Origin of the sequence: Microbacterium sp. LBN7 (assembly GCF_045690345.1) — a bacterium.
In the GTDB taxonomy this organism is placed as follows: domain Bacteria; phylum Actinomycetota; class Actinomycetes; order Actinomycetales; family Microbacteriaceae; genus Microbacterium.
Window position 1 is genome coordinate 2,632,702 of sequence record NZ_CP147856.1, and the last position, 23,029, is coordinate 2,655,730.

The window sequence follows — 23,029 nt, forward strand, 5'->3', positions numbered from 1 at the left end:
TCCTTCGCATGGTGCGGCGCGCCGACATGCAGAAGTCGCCGTGCTCAAATGTTGTGAGCAACAACATATAGCCTGGAGTGCAGGATGTCCAGCCTCCTAGACTGAGACGCCGAACCGAATGCGAGGACGATGTGACGGACGCTTCGACGGGGCGCAGCGGAACCGCGGCGCTCAAGGACTCGGGCGACGGCGTGCGTGCGCGCAATCTCGCGCGGGTCCTGCGGCTGGTGCACCTGGGTGGAGCGCAGTCGCGGGCGCAGCTGACGACCGCGACCGGCCTGAACCGCTCGACGATCGCCGACCTGGTCGCCGAGCTCGTGAACGAGGGCTGGGTCGTCGAGCGCGATCCCGATCCGGTCGGACGGGTGGGGCGGCCCTCGCCTGTCGTCGCGGCATCGCCGAGGGCGGTCGTGATCGCGGTGAACCCCGAGATCGACGCGGTCGAGATCGCGGCCATCGACCTCTCCCGCACGATCGCGGTCCGCGAGCGCATCGAATCCGCGACGCTGCTCACCGCCGTCGAGGTCGCCGATCTCGTCGCGGCCGTCGTCGATCGCTGGCGCGACGGCCCGCTCGCGGATGCACGGCTGGTCGCGGTCGGGGTCGCCGTGCCCGGCCTCGTGCGCGCGGCTGACGGGCTCGTCCGCAACGCCCCGCACCTCGGCTGGACGGATGCCCCGGTGCGGGCGCTGATCGCCGAGACGACGGGACTCCCGACCGCCGTGGGGAACGATGCGAGCCTCGGCGCGCTCGCCGAGCATCTCTTCGGCGCGGCACAGGGTGCCGACGACGTCGTGTACCTCAACGGCGGCCCGTCCGGCATCGGCGGCGGCATCATCGTGCACGGCTCCCCGGTCGGCGGAGTGGGCGGATACGCCGGCGAGTTCGGGCAGAACCGGGTCGACCCCGCTCGCTCGGCCGTGCTCGAGGATGACGTGAGCCGTGCCCGACTCCTGTCCGTGCTGGGCCTCGCGTCGGCTGACGATGCGACGCTCGCGGAGTCTCTCGCCGCGGCATCCGATGCCGACCCCGTCCGCGAGGAGTGCGCGCGTCAGCGCGGGCTGCTGGCGCAGGCGATCGCGGATGCCGTGAACATCCTCGATCCCTCGGTGGTCGTGCTGGGTGGCTTCCTCGCCCAGCTGGAGGAGCTCGACCCCGAAGGCTTCGCCGCCGACGTGGCCGACCGCGCGATGGCGGAGAACGCGGAGGGGCTCCGCATCCTCCCGGCATCCCTCGCCGCCGACCGGCTGCTGCTCGGTGCGGCAGAGCTCGCCTTCACGTCCGTCGGCGTGATCTGACGAGCCCCGCCCGCCGGCCGATCAGGCGAGGGCTGCCACCAGCGCCCGCGCCGCCGACTCCGAGGACTGAGGGTTCTGCCCCGTGATGAGCAGTCCGTCCACGATCGTGTGGTCGCTCCAGGCCTCGGAGACCTCGACGTCGGCGCCCAGCGCGCGCAGAGCGCTCTCGAGCAGGAACGGTGCGCGGTCGGCGAGGCCGGCCTGACGCTCCTCCTCGTCGGAGAAGCCCGTGATCCGGCGTCCGGCGACGACCGGCTCGCCCGAGGCCGTGCGTGCGGGAAGGAGGGCCGCGAGCCCGTGGCAGACCGCGGCGAGCGGGCGTCCGGCGGCGAGGGTCGCCGTGATGAGCGCCGCCGAGTCGGCATCCTCGGAGAGGTCCTGCATCGGACCGTGACCACCGGGGTAGTAGACGGCGTCGTAGGCCGCGGGATCGACGTCGGCCAGAACCAGGGGCGTCGCGAGCGCGGAGATCGCCGCGATGGATGCCGCGTCGCCGTCCGCCACGCTCGCGGCGTCGGCGATCGGGGGCACCCCTCCCGGAGTGGCGAACACGATGTCGTGACCGGCTTCGGTCAGCAGTCGGTAGGGGGCGAGCAGCTCCTCGGCCCAGAACCCGGTGGGGTGCGCGGTGCCGTCGGTGAGGGTCCAGGTGCGGGCGGCGGTGACGACGAAGAGGACGGTGGACATGGATGCTCCTTCAGGGAGTGACGGATGCCGAGCGGATGCCGGTATCGAGCACAACCGTTCGGCTTTGCGCGTCCTTCCGATAGATTCACGATATGAGCGATCGGAATTCCGATGGACTGAGAGACGTCGCGCTGTGGCGGACGTTTCTCGCGGCATATCGATCGGGTTCGGTGTCGGCGGCGGCGCGGATGCTGGGACTCGCGCAGTCGAGCGTGACCGCGCAGATGCAGGCGCTGGAGGCGCGGATCGGCGAGCCGCTGTTCGACCGCCACGCCCGCGGCATCCGTCCCACCCCTCGGGCCGACGATCTCGCGAACCGGCTGGCGGGTCCGCTCGACGCGCTCGCGACGGCGCTCGGATCGCCTCCGCCCGCCGATGCGCCGCCGGTCCGACTCGGCGGCGCGGGCGATCTCCTCGCGGTGCTGGCGGCTCCTGCGCTCGCCTCGGCCGTGGCGGGAGGCCTCCGGGTCACCATGACGCCGGGACTCGCGGCCGACCTGCTGGACCGGATCGCGACGGGGAGCCTCGACCTCGTGGTCTCGGCGGTGCGACCGCGCGGTCGCGCGCTCCCGACCGTCGCCCTCTTCGACGAGGAGTTCGTCCTCGTCGCATCCCCCTCGCTCGGGATCGAGCCGTCGGTCGACCTGCGGCCCGATGCGCTGGCGTCGACGCCGCTTCTCGCGTTCGCACCGGATGTGCCGATCCTCCGCCGCTACTGGCGGCACGTGTTCGGGATCCGGCTCGAGCGCGCGCCCGCTCTCGTCGCTCCCGATCTGCGCGCCCTCGTCGCCGCGGCGGTGGCGGGTGCGGGAGCCACGGTGCTGCCCACCTATCTGATCGCCGGCGAACTGGCCGAGGGGCGGCTGACGGTCCTGCGCGAGACCGACGACCCGCCGATCAACACCCTCTACCTCGTGCGGCGCCCCGGGCCGCTCGCCGAAGGGGTCGCGGTGGTCGAGCGCGCGCTGCGCGACGCCGTCGCGGACCTCTGACTCAGCGCGCGAACCAGCTCCGCAGCGAACGGGTCACGAAGGGCAGCACCCAATAGGTCATGATCGGCGTGAGCACCAGGGTCGTGGCGAGCACGCGCAGCCAGATCGGCAGGGCATCCCAGCCGGGGATGGGACTCATGGCGTAGGTGAACGCGAGGTTCACGGGGAAGAAGCCCAGCCAGATCGAGACCGCCTGCTTCCAGCGGGGAGGGGCGGGCGCGACGGTGACGGTGGTGGTCCCGCCCTCGGGCGTCGGCAGGGTGATGCTGCCGGTGGTCGGCTCGTCGAACCAGCCCTCGATGCCCGTGCGGCGCTTGGAGCGCTCGCTGCGGATGAAGCCCTCGCCCATCGAGAGCCACCATTCGCGCTCGCCGGACTTCTCCCATGCGACGAGGGATTCCTCGTTCGCGAAGCGGTAGAGCATGTGCCAGATCTGGGAGTCCTCGCCGGCGCGGACCCAGCCGGAGCCGAGGAATCCCGGATACTTCGTCGCGAGGTTCACGCCCGTCTGCACCCAGACGGTCGCCTCGGTGATGCGGTCGGGGTCGACCTCGCGGCGGATGGACACGGTGATGGGTTCGGACACGATGCAGTCCTCGAAGACGGGGAGCCCGGATCACGGGCTGCCGAAGCGGCTGCGCCGGGGTGCGGGCGCACGTCGATTCTATTTCGGCTCGGCGGGCACGCGGAATCAGGCGATCGCCTGATCTCGCGCGTCCGCATGAGGCTCCCGGGAAAGAGAGGACCCCCGCCGACCCGATTCGGCGGGGGTCTCGCGGCGTGGGCACCGCGACGGGAGCGAGAGTGCTCACCGAGTGCGCGGATGATGTGACTACCCGATCCGGTCTGAGTCTCTTTGCCCGCGCATCTGCAGTTGTAATCGACCGAGGTGACGGGACGGTGAACGCGGTGCGAACATCCGCGCGCAGACGCTGTTCCTCATTTACAAGGATGTCCTAGTAAATGATCGGATGCCGGAGTAAACTCCCAATGTGCCAATGATGGCTCGGAGGGATGTCACACAATGACTCGTACTATCCCGCACTTCGTGGGCGGATCGCTTCTCACCCCGGACACCGGTCGCTTCGCCGACGTGTTCGATCCGAGCTCGGGCGCCGTGCAGGCTCGTGTGCCCCTGGCGTCGGCCGACGAGGTGCGCGAGGTGATCGCGAACGCCGAGGCGGCGCAGATCGCCTGGGCCGCGACGAACCCGCAGAAGCGCGCCCGCGTGCTGCTGCGCTTCCTCGATCTCGTGCAGCGCGAGATGCAGTCGCTCGCCGAGCTCCTCGCCAGCGAGCACGGCAAGACCGTCGACGACGCCAAGGGCGACATCCAGCGCGGCCTCGAGGTCATCGAGTTCTCGGCGGGTGCCCCGCACCTCCTCAAGGGCGAGTACTCGACCGGTGCCGGGGCCGGGATCGACGTCTACTCGATGCGGCAGCCGCTCGGCGTGGTCGCCGCGATCACTCCGTTCAACTTCCCGGCGATGATCCCGCTGTGGAAGGCGGGGCCGGCGCTCGCCGCGGGCAACGCCGTGGTGCTCAAGCCCAGCGAGCGTGACCCCTCCGTGCCCGTGCGCATCGCCGAGCTCTTCCTCGAAGCGGGTCTTCCCGCCGGCGTGCTGAACGTCGTGCACGGCGACAAGGAAGCCGTCGACACGCTGCTCACCGACGAGCGCATCCGCGCCGTCGGCTTCGTGGGGTCCACCCCGATCGCCGAGTACATCTACTCGACCGCCGCGGCGCACGGCAAGCGCGCACAGTGCTTCGGCGGCGCGAAGAACCACATGATCGTGATGCCGGATGCCGACCTCGACCAGACCGTCGACGCGCTCATCGGCTCCGGCTACGGCTCGGCGGGGGAGCGCTGTATGGCGATCTCCGTGGCCGTCCCGGTCGGGCAGGAGACCGCCGACGCGCTGGCCGCGAAGCTCCTCGAGCGGGTGGGGCAGCTGCGCATCGGCCCGTCGCTCGCGAAGGACGTCGACTACGGACCCCTCGTGACCCGCGCCGCGGTCGAGCGGGTCGAGGGTTACATCCAGCAGGGCATCGACGAGGGCGCCACGCTTCTCGCCGACGGCCGCGGCTTCACCGTGGACGGCCACGAGGAGGGCTTCTACCTCGGCCCGACGCTGTTCGATCACGTCACGACCGACATGGCGATCTACCGCGAGGAGATCTTCGGACCGGTGCTCGTGATCGCACGGGCGGCCGACTACGAGGAGGCCCTGCGGATGGCGTCGGAGCACGAGTACGGAAACGGCGTCGCGATCTTCACCCGCGACGGAGATGCCGCCCGCGACTTCGCGGCCCGGGTGCAGGTCGGGATGGTCGGCGTGAACGTGCCGATCCCGGTGCCGATCGCCTACTACACGTTCGGCGGCTGGAAGCGCAGCGGCTTCGGCGACCTGAATCAGCACGGCGCCGACGCGTTCCGCTTCTACACGAAGACCAAGACCGTGACGAGCCGCTGGCCATCGGGCATCAAGGACGGTGCCAGCTTCGTCATCCCGACCATGCACTGACCCACCCTTCGACAAGCTCAGGGATCCAGAGAAAATGACAATGACCACCGTCACCACCACCGCCGAAGAGCGCGAGGCCATCCTCGACGCCGTCCGCGACTTCGCGGAGACCGAGCTCGCGCCGTACGCCGCCGAGCGCGATGAGAAGCACATCTTCCCGCGGGAGTCGCTGAACAAGGCCGGAGAGCTCGGGCTCGGCGGCATCTACGTCCGCGAGGAATTCGGCGGCACGGGCCTGAGTCGCACCGACACCGTGGCGATCTTCGAGGAACTCGCGAAGGGCGACCCCGCGGTGGCCGCCTACATCTCGATCCACAACATGGTCGTGTGGATGATCGACACGTACGGCGACGACCCGCAGCGGAGTGCCTGGCTGCCGCAGCTCACCGCGATGCAGGAGTTCGGCGGCTACTGCCTCACCGAGCCCGGTGCCGGCTCGGATGCCGCGAACATCGCCGCCAGTGCGGTCCGCGACGGCGACGAGTACGTGCTCACCGGCGTGAAGCAGTTCATCTCCGGTGCGGGTGAGGCAGCGGTCTACGTCGTCATGGCGCGCACCGGAGAGCCGGGCGCCCGCGGCATCAGCGCGTTCCTGGTCGCCGGCGACGCGGAGGGACTCAGCTTCGGAGCGCCGGAGAAGAAGATGGGGTGGCACGCCCAGCCCACGCGGCAGGTGATCCTCGACGGCGTGCGCGTTCCGGCATCCGCTCTTCTCGGTGAGGAGGGTCGCGGCTTCGCGATTGCGATGTCGGCTCTCAACGGCGGTCGGCTCAACATCGCCGCATGCTCGCTCGGCGGGGCGCAGTGGGCGCTCGACAGGGCGGTGCAGTACGTGCACGAGCGGGTCGCCTTCGGAGAGCCCCTGGCCGAGAAGCAGTCGATCATGTTCGCGATCGCCGACATGCGCACCGACCTGCAGGCGGCTCGCCTGATGGTGCGCGACGGTGCGGAAGCCGTCGACCAGCACTCACCCGACGCGACCATGCGCTGCGCGATGGCCAAGCGCTTCGCCACCGACGCCGGCTTCGACGTCGCGAACCGCGCGCTCCAGCTGCACGGCGGATACGGCTACCTGCAGGACTACGGCATCGAGAAGGTCGTGCGCGACCTGCGCGTGCACCAGATCCTCGAGGGGACGAACGAGATCATGCGCCTGATCGTCGGCCGCGAGATGCTGCGACCCGCGGGGTCGTCGTCGATGCGGAGCGCATCATGACCAGCGTCGCCTTCCTCGGTCTCGGTCACATGGGCCTGCCGATGGCGAAGAACCTCGTCGCCGCGGGCCATGAGGTGCACGGGTTCGACCTGGTTCCGGCCGCGATCGAGGCGGCGCGGGAAGCCGGGATCGCGGTGGCTCAGAGCGGGGCGGATGCCGTGGCCGACGCGGATGTCGTCATCACGATGTTCCCCGCGGGGAAGCACGTGATCGAGGCGTACCGCTCCGAGCTGCTCGCCGCCGCGCGCCCCGGCACCCTGTTCATCGAGTCATCGACGATCGCGGTCGACGAAGCCCGTGCGGCGCATGCACTGGCGATCGCCGCCGGTCACCGCAACGTCGACGCTCCCGTGTCGGGCGGCGTCGTCGGGGCCGAGAACGGCACCCTGGCCTTCATGGTCGGCGGGTCTGACGAGGACTACGCCGCTGCCCTTCCGCTGCTCGAGGTCATGGGCAAGCGGATCGTGCACTGCGGCGGACCGGGCCTCGGCCAGGCAGCGAAGGTGTGCAACAACATGGTCCTCGCGGTGTCGCAGATCGCGGTCGCCGAAGCGTTCGTGCTGGGGGAGCGTCTGGGCCTCGAGCATCAGGCGCTGTTCGACGTGGTGTCGCAGGCCTCCGGTCAGTGCTGGTCGATCACGACCAACTGCCCGGTGCCGGGACCGGTGCCGACGAGCCCCGCCAACCGGGACTACCAGCCGGGGTTCGCCGGCGCGCTGATGGCCAAGGACCTGGGCCTCGCGCTGCAGGCGATCGAGCAGACGTCGACGGATGCGCAGATGGGACGGCTCGCGCAGCAGATCTACGCCGCGTTCGCTGCGGGCGACGGTGCGGGCCGGGACTTCTCCGGCATCATCACCGACATCCGCGACGCGACCGACTGACCGATGCCCGCCAGTTTGCAGGTCGGCGATACATCTGCAGGTCGCATCCGCGCATCGAGACCTGCATCTGTCTTTTCGACCTGCAAACTGCGCCGGGAACTGCGGGTCCGGGTCGAGCGACGAGACCGCACGCAGGGCGATACTGGGATGACCACGACGGAGAGGGCCACATGACCGAGTACGAGACGATCCTGGTCGAGCAGCGCGGACGCGTCGGGTGGATCACCCTGCACCGGCCGGAGGCGCTGAACGCCCTCAACAGCCGGCTCGCGGAAGAGGTCACGGCCGCAGCGGTCGCCTTCGACGAGGAAGAGGGTGTCGGCGCGATCGTCGTGACCGGGTCGGAGAAGGCGTTCGCGGCGGGTGCCGACATCAAGGAGATGGAGAGCATGTCGGCCGCGGAGATGCTCGAGACCGACCACTTCGGCGTCTGGCATGAGTTCGCGGCGGTGCGCACGCCGGTGATCGCTGCCGTCTCCGGCTTCGCGCTGGGCGGCGGATGCGAGCTGGCGATGATGTGCGACATCATCCTCGCAGCCGACACCGCGAAGTTCGGACAGCCGGAGATCAATCTCGGCGTCATTCCGGGCATGGGCGGCACGCAGCGTCTGATCCGCGCCGTCGGGTACTACAAGGCCGCTGAGCTGGTGCTCTCCGGACGCTTCATGGGCGCCGAGGAGGCGGAGCGCTCAGGTCTCGTGTCGCGCGTCGTCCCGGCATCCGATCTCCTCGCCGAGACGGGGAAGCTCGCCGAGACGATCGCCTCGAAGTCGTTGCCCTCGGTCTATGCGGCCAAGGCGGCTCTGGACGCGGCGATGGAGACGACGCTCGCCGAGGGGCTGGCGCATGAGAAGCAGGCTTTCGCCGCGCTCTTCGACACCGCCGATCAGAAGGAGGGCATGTCGGCCTTCCGGGAGAAGCGTGCACCGCAGTTCGAGAACCGGTGACGGGTGTCGGGGTGTTCACAATTCAGCAAGAATCCGGCGGATGTGCCCGGAAAGGACTCGCCAGAGCCGGTGAAGCCATGATCCTGCTGAATCATGAACGGTCAGCTGCGGAGACCGTCGACGATCTTCGCGATCCTGCGCTCCCGGGTCGCCTCCTGCTTCGCGTCGGCGACCGTGCGGGCGTGCTCCTTGCGGGCCGAATAGCTCAGCGCGTCGAACGCCGCACGCACGGCCGGGTCGGCATCCAGCGCCGTGGCGAGTTCGTCGGGCACGTCGACCGTCCGCTCGGCGGAGTCGACCCGGATGACGGCGTCGATCTCCTGATCGATCTCGAGGCCGAGATCGCTGCGCACGGCCTTGCTGAAGCCGATCATGTTCTCGCTGCCCATGCGCGCGACACGCAGTCGCGCCGTGCGTCCGCCGATCGTGACGGCCACGGGGAAGGCCTTGCCTGCCCCGAAGGACGCGACCTGCTCGTCGCTGAGCAGGATCGCCGCGGCGGGACCACGGCCGGTGAGGACGGTGTGCAGGCGCAGTTCGCTCATGCCGACAGATTACGCCCGTGTCCCGCGACTTCCGCGGAGAGGATCGCGTTGCGTTCCTCGATCAGCCGGCGCATGTACGCGCGCATGAAGACGGCGTCGACGAGCCGGCCGAGCGGACCGAACGGCGAGTGGAAGGTCACGGTGTCGCGCATGAGGGTGCCGGTCGGATGCTCGTCGAACCGGTGCTCGTGCAGGAAGGCCCCGAAGGGGCCGGCGATCTGCCGATCGGAGAATCCGCGCGGCGGATCGATGTCGAAGACCACCGAGCGCAGGCGGAAGCGGATGCCGAGATGGCGCGCCTGCCAGGTCACGGTCGAGCCCTCGGTGAACACCCCGCCCGCCGGAGGCTCGACCATCGTCTCGCCGTACCGTGCCATGGAGCGCACGTGCAGGCCCGGATCGAGCGAGGCGCCGAAGACTTCGGCCGGTGGGGCGGCGATGATCGTCTCGAGAACGAACCGCGCCACGTCAGAGCGCTTCGGGCTGGGGGCGCGGGTCGGCGAAGTCGCCGGCGTCCTTGCGCATCCTCGCCACGATCGCGACGAGCTCGGCGGCATCGTCGCGGCTGAGACCCGGATCGGCGAAGACGTCGGCGTTGAGGGCCTCGGTCGCCCGCTCGACGAGCTCGCGGCCGGCATCCGTCAGGGCGAGGAGCGCGGCGCGGCCGTCGTAGGGGTGCGGCGCACGCACGATCAGGCCGTCCCGCACGAGCCGCTCGGCTGTGCTCGTCACCGTGGTCGCATGCACCTGGAGCCGGGCGACCACGCTCGACAGCGGCAGGCTCCCCGCGCGGCTGAACGCCAGCAGGCGCAGCACCTCGTAGCGGGCGAAGCTCAGCGCGAACGGCTTCAGGGTGGCGTCGACGCGGGCGAGCAGCAGCTGTTGCGCGCGCATGACCGAGGTGACGACGGTCATGCCGTCGGCGGCATCCGTCCATCCGTGCGCGAGCCATTGCCGCTTCGCCTCGGCGAGCGGATCAACGGGGAGCGGTCGGGATTGGGCCACATCCCTACGGTAGCGGCGGGAGGCCGGTGCGTCGGGACGGCGCGCGACGCGCCATCGTCGGAGTCCTTGGGTCTCAGTCGCAGAGGTGCTGGGACTCAGTATCGCGGTCTAGAATTGCAGCAGTCGTGAGGAGCAATCGATGAAGATCTTCGTCCTGGTCAAAGAGGTGCCGGACACCTATGGCGATCGCAAGCTGAATCTCGAGACCGGCCTCGCGGATCGGGCGGCAGGCGATGTGGTCCTCGACGAGATCACGGAGCGTGCCCTCGAGGTCGCGTTGGCCTTCGCCGACAAGAATGAGGGCACCGAGGTGGTCGCCCTCTCGATGGCACCCGCGGGGTCGACGGCATCCGTCCGACGCGCTCTCGCGATCGGCGCAGGGTCAGCCGTGCACATCGCCGACGAGCAGTTGGCGGGCGCGGATCTCGGACTCACGGCCGAGGTGCTGGCCGCGGCCATCCGCCGCGGTGCTCCCGACCTGGTGATCACCGGGAACCTGTCGACCGACGGATCCGGCGGCGTGATCCCGGCGATGCTCGCCGAGCACCTCGGCTTCGCGCAGGCCACCGCCCTCAGCTCCGTCGAGATCACCGCGGATGCCGTCGCCGGCACGCGCGCCGCGGATGCCGGCGGCCAGCAGATCTCCGCTCCGCTTCCTGCCGTGATCTCGATCACGGAGGCGCTCCCTGACGCCCGGTTCCCGAACTTCAAGGGGATCATGGCTGCGAAGAAGAAACCGCTCGACGTGCTCTCGCTCGCCGACCTCGAGGTCTCGGCCGACCCCGCCGCCGCGCCGCGCACCATCATGACCGCGGTGGCCGAGAAGCCGCCGCGGGCGGCGGGCGTGAAGATCACCGACGAGGGCGATGCCGCCGAGAAGCTCGTCGAGTACCTCGTGCAGAACAGGCTGGTGTGAGATGACCTATCCCGAGAACCCCATCCTCGTCCTCATCGACGTCGACCCGTCGGGCGATGCCGCGAGCAGCACAGCCGCACTGATCGGCGCGGCGTCGACGATCGGCGCCCCGATCGCGCTGGTGGTCGGCGGCAGTCAGGCGGCGGTGGATGCCGCGGCAGTCGCCGGCGCTGCGGTCGTGCTGACCGCCGACGGCGACGCCACGGCGCTCACCGTGCCGATCGTCGACGCGCTGCAGGCCGCTTTCGACCGGGTGGAGCCGGATGCCGTGCTCGTCTCGAACTCGATCACGGGCCGCGACGTCGCGGGGCGGTTCGCCGTGCGGGCTCGACTGGCTCTCGCTGTGGATGCGGTCGGCGTCTCGCGCGATGACGAGGGCATCGTCGCGCACCACTCGGTGTACGGCGGCTCGTATCTCGTCGATGCGGCGGCGACCTTCGGGGCGCCGGTCATCACTGTGCGGCAGGGCGCGGTCGACGCGCGTGTCGAGGCCGTGGCTTCGCCGCAGGTCGAGGTGCTGCAGGTCGCGGCATCCGGTGCGGTCGCGGCGACCGCCGGTGCGGTCGAGGCGGTGGAGGTCGCGTCCTCCCGGCCCGAGCTCCGAGGGGCGACGCGCGTCGTCTCCGGCGGACGCGGCCTCGCATCGAAGGAGAAGTTCGTGCTCGTCGAGGAGCTCGCCGATGCGCTCGGCGCCGCCGTCGGCGCCTCGCGCGCGGCAGTGGATGCCGGGTACATCCCGCAGTCGCACCAGGTCGGACAGACCGGCGTCTCGGTGTCTCCGCAGCTGTATGTCGCTCTCGGCATATCCGGGGCGATCCAGCACCGCGCCGGCATGCAGACCTCGAAGACGATCGTCGCGATCAACAAGGACGGCGAGGCGCCGATCTTCGACGTGGCCGACTTCGGCATCGTCGGCGACCTCTTCACCGTCGTGCCGCAGGTCATCGCCGCGCTCGAGGCGCGGAAGAAGTAGACATGGCCCTTCGTCAGGCTCCGGGACCGGCGAGCATGCGGCGCGGACTCCCGCGCGTGCCGGGTGGCGAGCCGTGGCCCCCGGCGGATGCCGCGGCCGAATGGGTCGCTGCGCCTGTCGAAGCGTCTGCGGGTGCGGGCCCTTCGACGAGCTCGGGGACCCAGGTTGCGGGCAGTGCAGAGGTGACTCCCAGTTGGGTCGCTGAGCCTGTCGAAGCGTCTTCCGCCGTGGGCCCTTCGACAAGCTCAGGGACCCAGGTCGCGGAAGGTCCGGTCGCGCGCATGCGTCGCGGTCTGCCTCGCGTCGTCGGCGGCGAGCCCTGGCCACCCGCCGGCACGGCTGCGGTCGGTTCCGCGACTGACCGTGGCGCCGCGCCCACCGTGGGGGCCGACATGCCAGATGTCGGACATTCGACCCCAACCGGTCCGACATCTGGTGTGTCGACCCCCGACGCGGCGTCGGCTGCGCCCGAGGCGGTGGCGACGCCCGTGGCTGCGGCAGCCGCCGCGACGCCGGCACCCGGCGAGTCCTCGGTCCGTCGAGGCCTCCCGCGCGTCGTCGGCGGCGAGCCGTGGCCGCCGGCCGGGACGGCGCCCGCGTCGGGAGACGTTTCGTCTCGGTCGGCTTCGCCGTCCTCCCTCGACGACCGGGCGTCCGACGTCGGCGCCCTCGTCGTCGTCCAGCCCGAAGCATCCGCGCCGGTCGCGATCCTCTCCGCCGACCTCGACACCCCGCTGTCGTGGACCCGCACCGTCTGGAACGGCCGCGCTCCCCGGCATGTGGCCGCCGCGCCGGCATCCGCTCGTCGTCTTCCGACGTGGCCGCAGGCGATCGCCGGGCTCCTCGCCGCCGCCGCTCTGGGCCTCGTCGCCGGTGCGGCGATCGCGTTCGTGCGCACGCTCCTCAGCTTCCCGTTCATGCAGGACTTCCTCGCCGCCTTCCCCGGCGAGTACGAGCCCGCGATCGCGGTCGAGCCGGGCTTCGCGCCGTGGGTCAACTGGGCGCACTTCTTCAACATGTTCCTGATCGTGCTGATCATCCGGTCGGGGCTGCGCGTGCGCAGCGAGAAGCGGCCGACGGTCTTCTGGACGCCGCGCGGCAACCAGAAGGGCAAGATCAGCCTGACCCTGTGGTTCCACCAGGCGCTCGACCTGCTGTGGATCATCAACGGCGTGATCTTCGTGGTGCTGCTGTTCGTCACCGGGCACTGGGTGCGCATCGTGCCGACGAGCTGGGAGGTCTTCCCGAACGCGCTCTCCGCAGCGCTGCAGTACGTGTCGTTCGACTGGCCGCACGAGAACGGCTGGAACAACTACAACAGCCTGCAGCAGCTCGCCTACTTCGCGACCGTGTTCATCGCGGCGCCGCTGGCCGTCGCGACCGGCTTCCGGATGTCGGGACTGTGGCCGAAGAAGGCCGAGAAGCTGTCGAAGGCCTACCCCGTCGAGTGGGCCAGGGCGCTGCACTTCCCGATCATGCTGTACTTCGTGGCGTTCATCATCGCCCACGTCGCGCTCGTGATGCTGACCGGGTTCCTGCGCAACCTGAACCACATGTACGCATCGCAGGATGCCGTGACCTGGACCGGCTTCTGGGTGTTCATCGCCTCGCTCGTCGCGCTGGCGGTCGCCTGGTTCGCGGCGCGACCGCTCGTGCTCGCACCGATCGCGAAGCTCTTCGGCCAGGTGTCGGGCCGGTGAGCCCGGAGAGCGACGACGCGCGCATCGCCGACTACTGGCGCGATGCGCGAACGGCGCTGCCGGAGCTGCCGGAGACTCCGCCCGAGGCGTGGGGTTTCGGCGCGACCCCCTGGCAGGCCGATGAGCTCCTCGCGCTGGTGCTTGCCGGGCTGAAGGACGGAACCGCATCGTCCCTGTGGGACTACGAGGCGAACGGGGACCCGCTGCCGGCGGTCGGAGAGGTGAGCATCATCCTCGACGGGGCGGGTGCACCCCGAGCGGTGATCGAGACCACGGCGGTCGAGATCATCCCCTTCGACGAGGTCGACGAGGTGCACGCCAGCGCCGAGGGCGAGGGTGACCGTACCCTCGCGCACTGGCGCGAAGTTCACGAGCGGTATTGGCGTGAGCACTCCGAGAACGCCCGCGGTTATGCGCCGGACATGCCGGTCGTGTGCGAGAGGTTCCGGTTGATCCACGCCGCGTGAACCCGCGAACGCGCACGCGCGCGACGAGGGAGAGGAAGAAGAGCATGGCAGAGGCATACATCGTCGACGCGGTGCGCTCGCCGGTCGGCAGGCGCGGCGGCTCGCTCTCCGGCATCCATCCTGCCGATCTCGGTGCGCACAGCCTGCGGGCGCTGGTCGACCGGGTCGGCATCGACCCGGGGCTGATCGACGACGTCACCCTCGGCACGATCGATGCGATCGGCGGGCAGGCCGGCAACGTCGCCCGCACCGCCCTGCTGGTCGCAGGCTTCCCGGAGCACGTTCCGGGCGTCACGATCGACCGCCAGTGCGGGTCGAGTCAGCAGGCCGTGCATTTCGCGGCGCAGGCCGTGATGAGCGGCACGGCCGACCTCGTGATCGCGGGCGGGCTGCAGAACATGTCGCAGGTGCCGCTCACGTCGTCGGCCCTCGTGGGGGAGGGGTTCGGATTCACGACGCCGTACGCGGAGTCGCCCGGATGGCAGGCGCGCTACGGCGACCAGGAGATCTCGCAGTTCGTCGGCGCCGAGCTGATCGCCGAGAAGTGGGACATCACCCGGGAGCAGATGGAGCAGTTCGCGCTCGAGAGCCACCGCCGGGCGGCGCTCGCCCAGGACGAGGGCCGTTTCGCGCGTCAGATCGCCCCGCTGGGCGGCCTCGACCACGACGAGGGCGTGCGTCGCGACACCACCCTCGAGCGGATGGCGGGCCTCGCGCCGCTGCGTCCCGGCGGCCGCATCACGGCCGCCGTCTCGTCGCAGATCAGCGATGCGTCGAGCGCCGTGCTCGTCGCGAGCGAGCGGGCGGTGAAAGAGCACGGCCTCGTGCCCCGTGCTCGTGTGCACCACATCTCCGTGCGTGGTGACGACCCCGTGTTCATGCTCACGGCACCTATCCCCGCGACTCGGCGTGCTCTCGAACGCACCCGCCTCACGATCGACGACATCGACCTGTTCGAGATCAACGAGGCGTTCGCCTCGGTCGTGCTCGCCTGGATGCGCGAGCTCGACGTCCCTCACGAGAAGGTCAACGTCAACGGCGGGGCGATCGCCCTCGGTCACCCGATCGGCGCCACGGGGACACGCCTGATGACCACGCTTCTCGCCGAACTCGAGCGCACCGGGGGCCGCTACGGACTGCAGACGATGTGCGAGGGCGGTGGCGTCGCCAACGTCACGATCATCGAGCGCCTCTGACGCACGTCTGCGAGACCCGCGGCGCCCGACTCAGGAGCGGACGAAGCGGACCTCGGTCAGCGTCTCGCCGAGGAAGGGCTCGGTGTGCGTGGCGCCGTCGAGCGTGAAGCCGTTGCGCGTGTAGAACCGGTGCGCGCGGGGGTTGTCCTCGGCGACCCAGAGGTACAGCGGCTCGTCCTTCTCCACGGCGGCGTCGAAGAGCTTCTGGCCGATGCCGGTGCCGTGCAGCGCGTCGAGCAGGTAGATGAAGTAGAGCTCGCGGAACGCCGGGGCATCCTTGTCACGGGCGGGGCCCGAGCCGACGAACCCGACGATCTCGCCGTCGACCAGCGCGGCCCTCATGGTGAACTCGGGGCCCTGGGCCGCCCAGTGCGTCCACAGCTCCGCCATGCGGCGGGGCGAGACCCGCTCGAGCGCAGCCTTGCTGATCAGGTGGTCGTAGGTCTCGTGCCAGCACTGGGCGTGCACGCGACCGAGAGCCTCCGCGTCCACATCACGGACCGGACGGACGATGACTTCAGGCTGGGCTTCGGCGCTCATGCCGCGACTCTACGCGCGGCATTCCAGATCAGGAAATCGAACGGATGCCGTGCGCGGAGTGATCGAAACCGATGGAGGATTCGTACAACGATGTTCGCGGATCGTTCGTCGATGGCTACGATCGATCTTCGTGAATGTGATCTGGCGCACGCTCCTCGTGATCCTCCGTGCTCGTCGCCGTGTGCGTCGGGGAAAGACGCTCGACCCGACGGCCGTCGGCACCGTCCGCGTCACGACCCTCCCCACCGATCTCGACATCCTGCGGCACATGAACAACGGCCGGTATCTGTCGCTGTTCGACCTCGGGCGCTGGGACCAGCTCATCCGCACGGGGCTCTTCGACGCCATGAAGGAGCGCGGCTGGTACGCGGTCGTCTCGAGCGAGACCATCACGTTCCGCAAGTCGCTGCAGCTGTGGCAGCGCTTCGAGGTGCAGTCGCGGTTCATCGGCCACGACGAGAAGGCTCTCTTCATGGAGCACCGGGCCGTGGTCGACGGCGAGGTCTACGCACGCGCGATCGTGCGGGCGCGGATGCTGCGCCGCACCGGCGGCACCGTCAGCAATGAGGAGCTCTTCGCCGCGGTCGGCAAGCCCGATGGCGTGCCGGAGATCGATCCGTGGGTGCACGACTGGGCCGCGGCATCCGCTCTTCCTCCCGTGCGCACGAAGGCGCCGAGCGTCTGGTCGTAGCGCCGGTATTCCGGATGGCGCTCGACGCGGTAGTTTAGGGCCGTGCTGGGGATCCTGACCACGACCGGACGCGTGCTGATGAGGCACTGGCCGGCACTCATGGCGTGGTACCTCGCCGGAGTGCTCGTGCAGTACGTGATCGGCCAGGTCGCAGGATTCATCGGAGCCTCCTCGGCGACGCTCGGCTTCCTCGTGCTCCCGATCGGCATCCTCGCGCGACTGATCAGCATCGTCGCGATGTTCCTCGTGTTGCGCGATGGCCTGCGCAACCTGCAGGAGGTCGCCCCTCTTCCCGCGGATCCGGTCGAGCGTCGGCGCACCTTCCTCTCGGCGTTGCTCGCCGGCATCCTGCCCTTCTTCGCCGTGTACTGGGCGCAGGGACTGCTCCGCGAGGATGTGAACGCCTATTCCACGCGTGCCCTGGAGGTGCGCTCCGGCATCATCTTCACCGCCAGTGTCAACGGCGACGGCCCGGTGAGCGATCAGGACACGGTCCTGAACCTGCCCTTCAACGTCTGGACGGTCGCGATCATCGTGATCGCTTTCGCCGGGCGGTGGGCGTGGTCGAAGTGGTCGGCCAAGCTCTCGACCTGGCTCGCGCCTGTGGCTGTCTACTTCGAGGTCGTGTGGGTCTTCTTCTCGGTCATCCTGCTGGGCGATCTCTTCGACGCGATCAAGGCGTGGGTGGACAGCCGTGCGGCCATGGCGTTCCTGGAGGATGTGCGGGAGCGGATCCTGGATGCCGTCGCGCCGCTGCGCTGGCTGTGGGAGGCGATCGGATGGGTGCTCACCGAGGCGGGCCCCGTGCTCCTCGCTCCGCTCGCCTGGCTCACGATCGCCGGTGTCGTGTTCGGTCAGGCGATCGTCGCGGAGAAGCTGCGCGTGGAGAACCAGCTGATCTCCCGATTCCGCCAGCATGCGACCGTGATACCGAACCCTGTGGTGCGGAGGCTGAAGGATCTCGGTGACGAGCTCGGCGCGCGCTTCCGGCCCATCGGGCGTGCGATCCTGCTGATGTGGCGGGCCGGTCCGCTGCTGGTTGCCTCGTATGCGCTGTTCTACGTCGCTGTGAAGGCGCTCGAGTCGTACCTCTCGTTCGGGATCACGAGGCTGATCGGCCCGCACGAGTTCCTGACCTGGGCGATCATCCTGCCGGTGGTCTCGATCGTGCCGCTGCTCCTCACCGAGCCCCTGCGCATCGCCGTCATCAGCGGTGCCTACGACGCGACACTGGGGCGTCTGCGCCGCCGCCCGCAGGAGCGCGCGGACTCCGCGACCGTGTCGTCGGAGGAGACCGAGATGCGCGCCGTCGCCGACGCCGCCGGTCTGCTGCCTGCCTCAGCGGATGCCGTCGCCGCCGCGGTCGTGTCGGCACCGCCGCGGGATGCGGTCGGCGGTCAGTCCTCGAGCGTGAACCTGAGGAACGATCCGCCCGCCTCCTGAGGCCAGACGTCGACCCAGAACGGGCCCTCGACATCGTCCGGGACGACGAAGGGGACGATCAGCTCGTAGTCACCCTTCTCGTCGCTCACGCAGGTCTCCGGCTCCTCCGAATCGGAGAGCAGACCCATCTCGGACCGCGCCGTCTGCCATTCGCGACCGCTCGCCTGATGCACGAGGACCGGCGCCGTGCACGTGACGCCGTCCGTCCCGGCGTCGACGGGAACGCCGACCGCGATCACCTTCGCGCCGTCGGGGACATCGAATCCGCTGAGGTCATCGATCTCGCCTCCGCGCACGGGGCCCCAGGTCGCTCCGACGAGCTCGGCCGACGCGTCTTCCTCGACGACGATCGGCTGGAACGGACGGGCCTCGAACCCGTAGTACTGGTGCCACTCGTGCCATCCGATGCCGATGGCCGTCCCCGGGATGAGCACGACCAGGGCGATCAGGGCGAGGCGATTGCGCCGCCACCACGACGGCGACCGCGTGGGCTCCGGCTCCGGCTGCGGCTGCTCGCGGATCGGGGGAGGGGGGATCGTCATCGCGCCCATCCGTTCTCGTCCAGGAGCACCTCGACCTCGACCGGGAGATCGTCGAGCACGATCGGAAGCTCGATGAGACCGTCGAGCAGCACCTCGTTCGGCGATCCGTTCGGCACGCCCAGCCGGAGAGTGGCAGTGCCGACCAGGGCGTCGGCGGGGAGCTCGAACGCGAGGCTTCCGGCGCGCGCGACGCCGGTGACGAGCCGCTGCTTGGCGAAAGTCGTTCCGCGGTCGGTGGCGCTGAAGGTGCGATCGCCGACGACCAGCTCGGCGAGACCGAGGATGGCGGCCTCCTGGGTGACGACCGAGGCGGCCTCCAGATCGACGACGACCCAGGTGCCCTCGGCAGACCAGCCGTCGGCATCCGTCACGCGGCTGGCGGCGTGCACATCGGTGACCGTGACCTCGAGGTTGCGCACAGAGACCGGCTCGTCGAGCGCGGCGACGGTCGGGAACGCCGCGGTCGAGGCGTCGTCGGGCAGCGTCGCCTTGGACACGCCCCACGCCCCGGCGAGCAGCACGAGCGTGAGAGCCCACACCAGGATCTTCTGCTTCACGGCACGGGCTCCTCGTCGACCTCGGCCGGTACCTCGACGACCTCGGCGGTCACCGTGGCTCCGACGCGGGCGTCAGTCCAGTAGTCGCCCCGCATCACGCTCTTGCCGACGTAATGGGTCGAATCGGGGAGTGTGAGCTGGACTTCGTCGCCGTCGCGGTAGTCGTCGGGGCCGACGATCCAGGCCAGGAGGAGGCGGACGGGCACGTCGGGCTGCAGCATCGGACTGCCCGCTCCGTCATCGGCGCGCGAAACAGAGGGCTTCTCATCGATCCCCTCGAGGTGGATTCCGTTGACCACCGGCGACATCTTGTCGCCGCTGTACGAGCTTCGAGGTGTGTCGAACGTGTTGACGACGTCGACCACGACCACGAGTACGCGCTCGTCCTTCTCCTCGTCCGGATAGAGGGCGGCGTTGCCAGGCTCCTCGCGCAGCTCGACGCCGACGATCGTCATCTCGAGGTCGGATCCCGCGAACGTCTCGCCGACTGCGACGGTGGGTGTCGGGTCGACCGCCGCGGCCTCCAGGCCGCCGAAGATCGCGGTGGCACCGAGCAGCACAGCGCCGGCACCGGTGATCAGCCACGAGGTCGGGATGAGATCGATGCTCCGCCGTGCCCATCCGAGCACCTTGGCACGCGCCCCCGCGTTCGCGGATGCGACGCCGCGGGCATCGGGCTGCGCTCCCGGCTCGCCCGGCGGTGTCGCGTTCACGGAAACAGCATAGAGCCGCGGGCGCGCTTGCGCGGTGGGGAGCGGTGCCCGGTGCGCGGCATACGTATTCCGCAAGAAATGGAATTCTTTTCTCGTAATGTGACCAGAAGGGCAGGGCGCTGCCGTCTCCTCTCAGTACTGTGAGCGGAACATACGGGCACGGTAGCCCGCAAGACCCCGTCGGAGCAGACGGGCGGAGGAGGAGCAAGTGGCAGTCATCGGCATCGTGCGGGAGCCTGCGGGCGAAGCACGGGTCTCGGCCACCCCGGCGACGATCGCGTCGCTGCGGAAGCTGGGCCACACGGTCAGCGTGGAGCGGGGAGCGGGCGCGGCAGCGTCCTACCCGGATTCGGAGTACGAGGCGGCCGGTGCGACGCTCGTCGACCGTGCAGGGGCATGGGGGAGCGAGATCGTCCTCGCGATCACCGCACCGGATGCCGCGGCGATCGCACTCCTCGCCGATGGGGCGACGCTCATCGCCCTGCTTTCGCCGGCACTCCGTCCTGACCTCGTCGAGTCGCTCGCCCAGCGGGGGATCACCGCGCTCGCCCTCGACGCGGTGCCGCGCATCTCGCGCGCGCAGTCGATGGACGTGCTCAGCTCGATGGCGAACATCGCCGGCTACCGCGCTGTCGTCGAGGCCGCGCACGAGTTCGGACGCTTCTTCACCGGGCAGGTCACCGCTGCCGGCAAGGTGCCGCCCGCCAAGGTCCTGGTCGCCGGAGCCGGTGTCGCCGGTCTCGCGGCGATCGGTGCCGCGTCGAGCCTGGGCGCGATCGTCCGCGCCACCGATCCGCGCCCCGAGGTCGCCGACCAGGTCACGTCGATCGGCGGCTCGTATCTGCCGGTCGACGTCGCGGTCGCGGCATCCTCCGACGGCTATGCGAAGGCGACCAGCGAGGACTACAACCGGCGTGCGGCGGAGATCTACACCGAGCAGGCCGCCGACGTCGACATCATCATCACGACCGCGCTGATCCCCGGTCGCGCGGCGCCGCGTCTGATCACGGCATCCGACGTCGCCCTGATGAAGCCGGGCAGCGTGATCGTCGACATGGCCGCGGGCCAGGGCGGAAACGTCGAGGGCTCGGTCGCCGGAGAGCGCACCGTGACCGACAACGGCGTCATCATCCTGGGGTACACCGACCTCGCCTCGCGCCTCGCCGCGCAGGCCTCGCAGCTGTACGGCACGAACCTCGCCAACCTCGTGGCGCTCCTGACGCCCGCGAAGGACGGGCAGCTGGTGATCGACTTCGACGACGTCGTGCAGCGCTCGGTCACCGTCGTCCGCGACGGAGCCGTGACCTGGCCGCCGCCTGCCGTGCAGGTCGCGGCCGCCCCCGCCGCGAAAGCGGTAGAGGCACCGGCCGAGATCGCGACGCCGGCGACGATGTCGACCGGCCGCAAGGTCGCCCTCATCGTGCTCGGCATCGCCGCGCTGTTCGCCGTGAACGCGTTCGCGCCCGCTCCGCTGCCGCAGCACTTCACCGTGCTCGTGCTCTCGGTCGTGATCGGCTTCTACGTGATCGGCAAGGTGCACCACGCCCTGCACACGCCGCTCATGTCGGTGACGAACGCCATCTCCGGCGTCATCGTGGTCGGCGCGATGCTGCAGGTCACCTCCTCGATCCCGGTCGTGCAGGTGCTCGCCGCGATCGCCGTGCTGCTCGCATCCATCAACATCTTCGGAGGATTTGCGGTCACCCGCCGAATGCTCGCGATGTTCACGAAGGGCGGCCACAAGTGACCGTCGACGCCCTCGCGGGAGCGGCCTACATCGTCGCCGCCCTGCTGTTCATCCTGAGTCTCGCGGGACTCAGTCGCCACGAGTCCGCCCGTTCCGGCGTGGTCTACGGCATCTCCGGCATGACCATCGCGCTGCTCGCGACCGTCGCCCTCACCATGGCGGATGCCTGGACCACGGGCGCCTTCCTCGGGCTCGGCCTGCTCGTCGCCGCGGTCGCCGTCGGCGCGGCCATCGGCCTGTGGCGGGCGCGCTCGGTCGAGATGACCGGCATGCCCGAGCTCATCGCGCTGCTGCACAGCTTCGTCGGCCTCGCCGCCGTGCTCGTCGGCTGGAACGGCTACCTCGCCCACCCGGAGATCGCTCCGCAGCTCGAGGGCATTCACAACGCCGAGGTCTTCATCGGCATCTTCATCGGCGGCGTGACGTTCACCGGATCGATCGTGGCCTACCTGAAGCTCTCGGCGAAGATGTCGTCGAAGCCGCTCATGCTGCCGGGCAAGAACGTGCTGAACGTCGGAGCGCTCGTCGCCTTCGTCGCGCTCACCGTCTGGTTCGTGAACGACCAGCAGCTCGCCCTCCTGATCGGCGTCACGGTGCTGGCGTTCGCGCTCGGATGGCACCTGGTCGCCTCGATCGGCGGCGGCGACATGCCCGTCGTCGTCTCGATGCTGAACAGCTACTCCGGATGGGCCGCGGCGGCGGCGGGCTTCCTGCTGAACAACGACCTGCTGATCGTGACGGGTGCGCTCGTCGGCTCGTCGGGTGCGTACCTCTCCTATGTGATGTGCAAGGCGATGAACCGCTCGTTCCTTTCGGTGATCGCCGGCGGATTCGGCATCGCCGCACCGACGGCCACCGACGAGGAGTACGGCGAGCACCGCGAGATCACCGCCGAGAGCGCGGCCGAGATGCTCACCGAGGCGAAGTCGGTCGTGATCACCCCCGGCTACGGCATGGCCGTCGCGCAGGCGCAGTACCCGGTCGCCGACCTCGTGCGCCGGCTGCGTGAGAGGGGGGTGGACGTGCGTTTCGGCATCCATCCCGTCGCCGGACGACTGCCGGGGCACATGAACGTGCTGCTGGCCGAGGCGAAGGTGCCGTACGACATCGTGCTCAGCATGGACGAGATCAACGACGACCTGGCATCGACCTCGGTCGTGCTCGTGATCGGCGCCAACGACACGGTCAACCCGGCCGCGGCTGAGGACCCGTCGAGCCCGATCGCCGGGATGCCGGTGCTCAAGGTGTGGGAGGCCGAGAACGTCATCGTGTTCAAGCGGTCGATGGCCGCCGGATACGCGGGCGTGCAGAACCCGCTGTTCTTCCGCGACAACGCCTCGATGCTGTTCGGCGACGCGAAGCAGAAGGTGGAGGACATCATCGCGGCACTGTAGCGGCGTGCGCCCGCGTAGGAGAAGTGCGCTTGGCAAGGACGGATCCCGCGGA

At 69.8% G+C, this 23,029-nt stretch carries 24 protein-coding genes; 15 read left to right on the forward strand and 9 right to left on the reverse strand.

Annotated elements, in window-relative coordinates; genetic code table 11:
• The first annotated feature begins 131 nt into the window (after nucleotides 1-131).
• On the forward strand, nucleotides 132-1,298 hold the full coding sequence (locus LBN7_RS12630; RefSeq protein ID WP_407359831.1) for an ROK family protein: 1,167 nt from the start codon (nucleotides 132-134) through the stop codon (nucleotides 1,296-1,298).
• A 21-nt stretch (nucleotides 1,299-1,319) separates the two neighbouring features.
• Here LBN7_RS12630 and LBN7_RS12635 read toward each other — a convergent pair whose 3' ends face one another.
• The gene (locus LBN7_RS12635) at nucleotides 1,320-1,985 is read right to left on the reverse strand and encodes a type 1 glutamine amidotransferase domain-containing protein (RefSeq protein WP_407359832.1); all 666 of its coding nucleotides are present in this window, start codon (nucleotides 1,983-1,985) and stop codon (nucleotides 1,320-1,322) included.
• A gap of 92 nt (nucleotides 1,986-2,077) precedes the next feature.
• Here LBN7_RS12635 and LBN7_RS12640 point away from each other — a divergent pair, with 92 nt between their 5' ends.
• Nucleotides 2,078-2,977, forward strand: a complete 900-nt coding sequence (locus tag LBN7_RS12640) for a LysR family transcriptional regulator (RefSeq protein ID WP_407359833.1) — start codon at nucleotides 2,078-2,080, stop codon at nucleotides 2,975-2,977.
• A gap of 1 nt (nucleotide 2,978) precedes the next feature.
• On the opposite strand, the gene LBN7_RS12645 is transcribed toward LBN7_RS12640, so the two are convergent.
• The gene (locus tag LBN7_RS12645) at nucleotides 2,979-3,563 is read right to left on the reverse strand and encodes an antibiotic biosynthesis monooxygenase (protein ID WP_116633897.1); all 585 of its coding nucleotides are present in this window, start codon (nucleotides 3,561-3,563) and stop codon (nucleotides 2,979-2,981) included.
• 438 nt (nucleotides 3,564-4,001) lie between these two features.
• On the opposite strand from LBN7_RS12645, the gene LBN7_RS12650 reads away from it, so the two are divergent.
• The 4 genes from LBN7_RS12650 (at nucleotide 4,002) to LBN7_RS12665 (ending at nucleotide 8,548) form a co-directional block, all read left to right on the forward strand.
• On the forward strand, nucleotides 4,002-5,501 hold the full coding sequence (locus LBN7_RS12650) for a CoA-acylating methylmalonate-semialdehyde dehydrogenase (RefSeq protein ID WP_407359834.1): 1,500 nt from the start codon (nucleotides 4,002-4,004) through the stop codon (nucleotides 5,499-5,501).
• Nucleotides 5,502-5,535: 34 nt separating this feature from the next.
• Nucleotides 5,536-6,717 (forward strand): acyl-CoA dehydrogenase family protein, encoded by a 1,182-nt coding sequence (locus LBN7_RS12655; protein WP_407359835.1) that lies wholly within the window; start codon nucleotides 5,536-5,538, stop codon nucleotides 6,715-6,717.
• On the forward strand, nucleotides 6,714-7,601 hold the full coding sequence (gene mmsB / locus LBN7_RS12660) for a 3-hydroxyisobutyrate dehydrogenase (protein WP_407359836.1): 888 nt from the start codon (nucleotides 6,714-6,716) through the stop codon (nucleotides 7,599-7,601). The genes LBN7_RS12655 and mmsB overlap by 4 nt, the downstream gene beginning before the upstream one ends.
• Before the next feature lie 170 nt (nucleotides 7,602-7,771).
• Nucleotides 7,772-8,548: an enoyl-CoA hydratase-related protein gene (locus LBN7_RS12665; protein WP_407359837.1), complete on the forward strand. Its 777-nt coding sequence runs from the start codon at nucleotides 7,772-7,774 to the stop codon at nucleotides 8,546-8,548.
• Nucleotides 8,549-8,649: 101 nt separating this feature from the next.
• Here LBN7_RS12665 and LBN7_RS12670 read toward each other — a convergent pair whose 3' ends face one another.
• From LBN7_RS12670 to LBN7_RS12680, 3 genes are read right to left on the reverse strand one after another with little or no spacing between them, the layout of a single operon-like run.
• The gene (locus tag LBN7_RS12670) at nucleotides 8,650-9,093 is read right to left on the reverse strand and encodes a YdeI/OmpD-associated family protein (RefSeq protein WP_407359838.1); all 444 of its coding nucleotides are present in this window, start codon (nucleotides 9,091-9,093) and stop codon (nucleotides 8,650-8,652) included.
• A complete protein-coding gene (locus LBN7_RS12675; RefSeq protein ID WP_116633903.1) occupies nucleotides 9,090-9,560 on the reverse strand; it encodes an SRPBCC family protein in 471 nt (156 codons plus the stop codon). Before LBN7_RS12675 ends, LBN7_RS12670 begins: the two co-directional genes overlap by 4 nt.
• Nucleotide 9,561: 1 nt before the next feature.
• Entirely contained in the window at nucleotides 9,562-10,098 is a 537-nt protein-coding gene (locus LBN7_RS12680; protein ID WP_116633904.1) for a MarR family winged helix-turn-helix transcriptional regulator, read from the reverse strand.
• Between the two features lie 139 nt (nucleotides 10,099-10,237).
• Here LBN7_RS12680 and LBN7_RS12685 point away from each other — a divergent pair, with 139 nt between their 5' ends.
• The 5 genes from LBN7_RS12685 (at nucleotide 10,238) to LBN7_RS12705 (ending at nucleotide 15,350) form a co-directional block, all read left to right on the forward strand.
• Nucleotides 10,238-11,014 carry an electron transfer flavoprotein subunit beta/FixA family protein gene (locus tag LBN7_RS12685; protein WP_116633905.1) on the forward strand — a complete coding sequence of 259 codons (777 nt, stop codon included), beginning with the start codon at nucleotides 10,238-10,240 and terminating at the stop codon, nucleotides 11,012-11,014.
• Nucleotide 11,015: 1 nt separating this feature from the next.
• Nucleotides 11,016-11,987, forward strand: a complete 972-nt coding sequence (locus tag LBN7_RS12690; RefSeq protein WP_407359839.1) for an electron transfer flavoprotein subunit alpha/FixB family protein — start codon at nucleotides 11,016-11,018, stop codon at nucleotides 11,985-11,987.
• A gap of 437 nt (nucleotides 11,988-12,424) precedes the next feature.
• Nucleotides 12,425-13,687 (forward strand): cytochrome b/b6 domain-containing protein, encoded by a 1,263-nt coding sequence (locus LBN7_RS12695; protein ID WP_407359840.1) that lies wholly within the window; start codon nucleotides 12,425-12,427, stop codon nucleotides 13,685-13,687.
• Nucleotides 13,684-14,154, forward strand: a complete 471-nt coding sequence (locus LBN7_RS12700; RefSeq protein ID WP_407359841.1) for an ASCH domain-containing protein — start codon at nucleotides 13,684-13,686, stop codon at nucleotides 14,152-14,154. Before LBN7_RS12695 ends, LBN7_RS12700 begins: the two co-directional genes overlap by 4 nt.
• Nucleotides 14,155-14,198: 44 nt before the next feature.
• Nucleotides 14,199-15,350 (forward strand): acetyl-CoA C-acetyltransferase, encoded by a 1,152-nt coding sequence (locus LBN7_RS12705; protein ID WP_407359842.1) that lies wholly within the window; start codon nucleotides 14,199-14,201, stop codon nucleotides 15,348-15,350.
• Nucleotides 15,351-15,380: 30 nt separating this feature from the next.
• On the opposite strand, the gene LBN7_RS12710 is transcribed toward LBN7_RS12705, so the two are convergent.
• A complete protein-coding gene (locus LBN7_RS12710; RefSeq protein WP_116633909.1) occupies nucleotides 15,381-15,890 on the reverse strand; it encodes a GNAT family N-acetyltransferase in 510 nt (169 codons plus the stop codon).
• 130 nt (nucleotides 15,891-16,020) lie between these two features.
• On the opposite strand from LBN7_RS12710, the gene LBN7_RS12715 reads away from it, so the two are divergent.
• Nucleotides 16,021-16,581, forward strand: coding sequence for an acyl-CoA thioesterase (locus LBN7_RS12715; RefSeq protein WP_116633910.1), 561 nt, complete (start codon nucleotides 16,021-16,023; stop codon nucleotides 16,579-16,581).
• 42 nt (nucleotides 16,582-16,623) lie between these two features.
• The gene (locus LBN7_RS12720) at nucleotides 16,624-18,024 is read left to right on the forward strand and encodes a hypothetical protein (protein WP_407359843.1); all 1,401 of its coding nucleotides are present in this window, start codon (nucleotides 16,624-16,626) and stop codon (nucleotides 18,022-18,024) included.
• On the opposite strand, the gene LBN7_RS12725 is transcribed toward LBN7_RS12720, so the two are convergent.
• From LBN7_RS12725 to LBN7_RS12735, 3 genes are read right to left on the reverse strand one after another with little or no spacing between them, the layout of a single operon-like run.
• Nucleotides 17,979-18,566 carry a hypothetical protein gene (locus tag LBN7_RS12725; RefSeq protein ID WP_341947475.1) on the reverse strand — a complete coding sequence of 196 codons (588 nt, stop codon included), beginning with the start codon at nucleotides 18,564-18,566 and terminating at the stop codon, nucleotides 17,979-17,981. The two genes, LBN7_RS12720 and LBN7_RS12725, sit on opposite strands and share 46 nt — an antisense overlap.
• Nucleotides 18,563-19,123: a hypothetical protein gene (locus tag LBN7_RS12730; RefSeq protein ID WP_116633913.1), complete on the reverse strand. Its 561-nt coding sequence runs from the start codon at nucleotides 19,121-19,123 to the stop codon at nucleotides 18,563-18,565. Before LBN7_RS12730 ends, LBN7_RS12725 begins: the two co-directional genes overlap by 4 nt.
• Nucleotides 19,120-19,836: a hypothetical protein gene (locus LBN7_RS12735; protein WP_341947477.1), complete on the reverse strand. Its 717-nt coding sequence runs from the start codon at nucleotides 19,834-19,836 to the stop codon at nucleotides 19,120-19,122. The genes LBN7_RS12730 and LBN7_RS12735 overlap by 4 nt, the downstream gene beginning before the upstream one ends.
• A 208-nt stretch (nucleotides 19,837-20,044) precedes the next feature.
• Here LBN7_RS12735 and LBN7_RS12740 point away from each other — a divergent pair, with 208 nt between their 5' ends.
• Nucleotides 20,045-21,583, forward strand: a complete 1,539-nt coding sequence (locus LBN7_RS12740; RefSeq protein ID WP_407359844.1) for a Re/Si-specific NAD(P)(+) transhydrogenase subunit alpha — start codon at nucleotides 20,045-20,047, stop codon at nucleotides 21,581-21,583.
• Nucleotides 21,580-22,977, forward strand: coding sequence for a Re/Si-specific NAD(P)(+) transhydrogenase subunit beta (gene pntB / locus LBN7_RS12745; protein WP_407359845.1), 1,398 nt, complete (start codon nucleotides 21,580-21,582; stop codon nucleotides 22,975-22,977). The genes LBN7_RS12740 and pntB overlap by 4 nt, the downstream gene beginning before the upstream one ends.
• Nucleotides 22,978-23,029 lie beyond the last annotated feature (52 nt).

Coding starts and splice junctions, on each gene's coding strand:
- LBN7_RS12665 (WP_407359837.1), top strand. CDS start 7,772: ATGACCGAGTACGAGACGATCCTGGTCGAGCAGCGCGGACGCGTCGGG.
- LBN7_RS12650 (WP_407359834.1), top strand. CDS start 4,002: ATGACTCGTACTATCCCGCACTTCGTGGGCGGATCGCTTCTCACCCCG.
- LBN7_RS12640 (WP_407359833.1), top strand. CDS start 2,078: ATGAGCGATCGGAATTCCGATGGACTGAGAGACGTCGCGCTGTGGCGG.
- LBN7_RS12725 (WP_341947475.1), bottom strand. CDS start 18,566: ATGACGATCCCCCCTCCCCCGATCCGCGAGCAGCCGCAGCCGGAGCCG.
- LBN7_RS12685 (WP_116633905.1), top strand. CDS start 10,238: ATGAAGATCTTCGTCCTGGTCAAAGAGGTGCCGGACACCTATGGCGAT.
- LBN7_RS12690 (WP_407359839.1), top strand. CDS start 11,016: ATGACCTATCCCGAGAACCCCATCCTCGTCCTCATCGACGTCGACCCG.
- LBN7_RS12710 (WP_116633909.1), bottom strand. CDS start 15,890: ATGAGCGCCGAAGCCCAGCCTGAAGTCATCGTCCGTCCGGTCCGTGAT.
- LBN7_RS12705 (WP_407359842.1), top strand. CDS start 14,199: ATGGCAGAGGCATACATCGTCGACGCGGTGCGCTCGCCGGTCGGCAGG.
- mmsB (WP_407359836.1), top strand. CDS start 6,714: ATGACCAGCGTCGCCTTCCTCGGTCTCGGTCACATGGGCCTGCCGATG.
- LBN7_RS12655 (WP_407359835.1), top strand. CDS start 5,536: ATGACAATGACCACCGTCACCACCACCGCCGAAGAGCGCGAGGCCATC.
- LBN7_RS12635 (WP_407359832.1), bottom strand. CDS start 1,985: ATGTCCACCGTCCTCTTCGTCGTCACCGCCGCCCGCACCTGGACCCTC.
- LBN7_RS12670 (WP_407359838.1), bottom strand. CDS start 9,093: ATGAGCGAACTGCGCCTGCACACCGTCCTCACCGGCCGTGGTCCCGCC.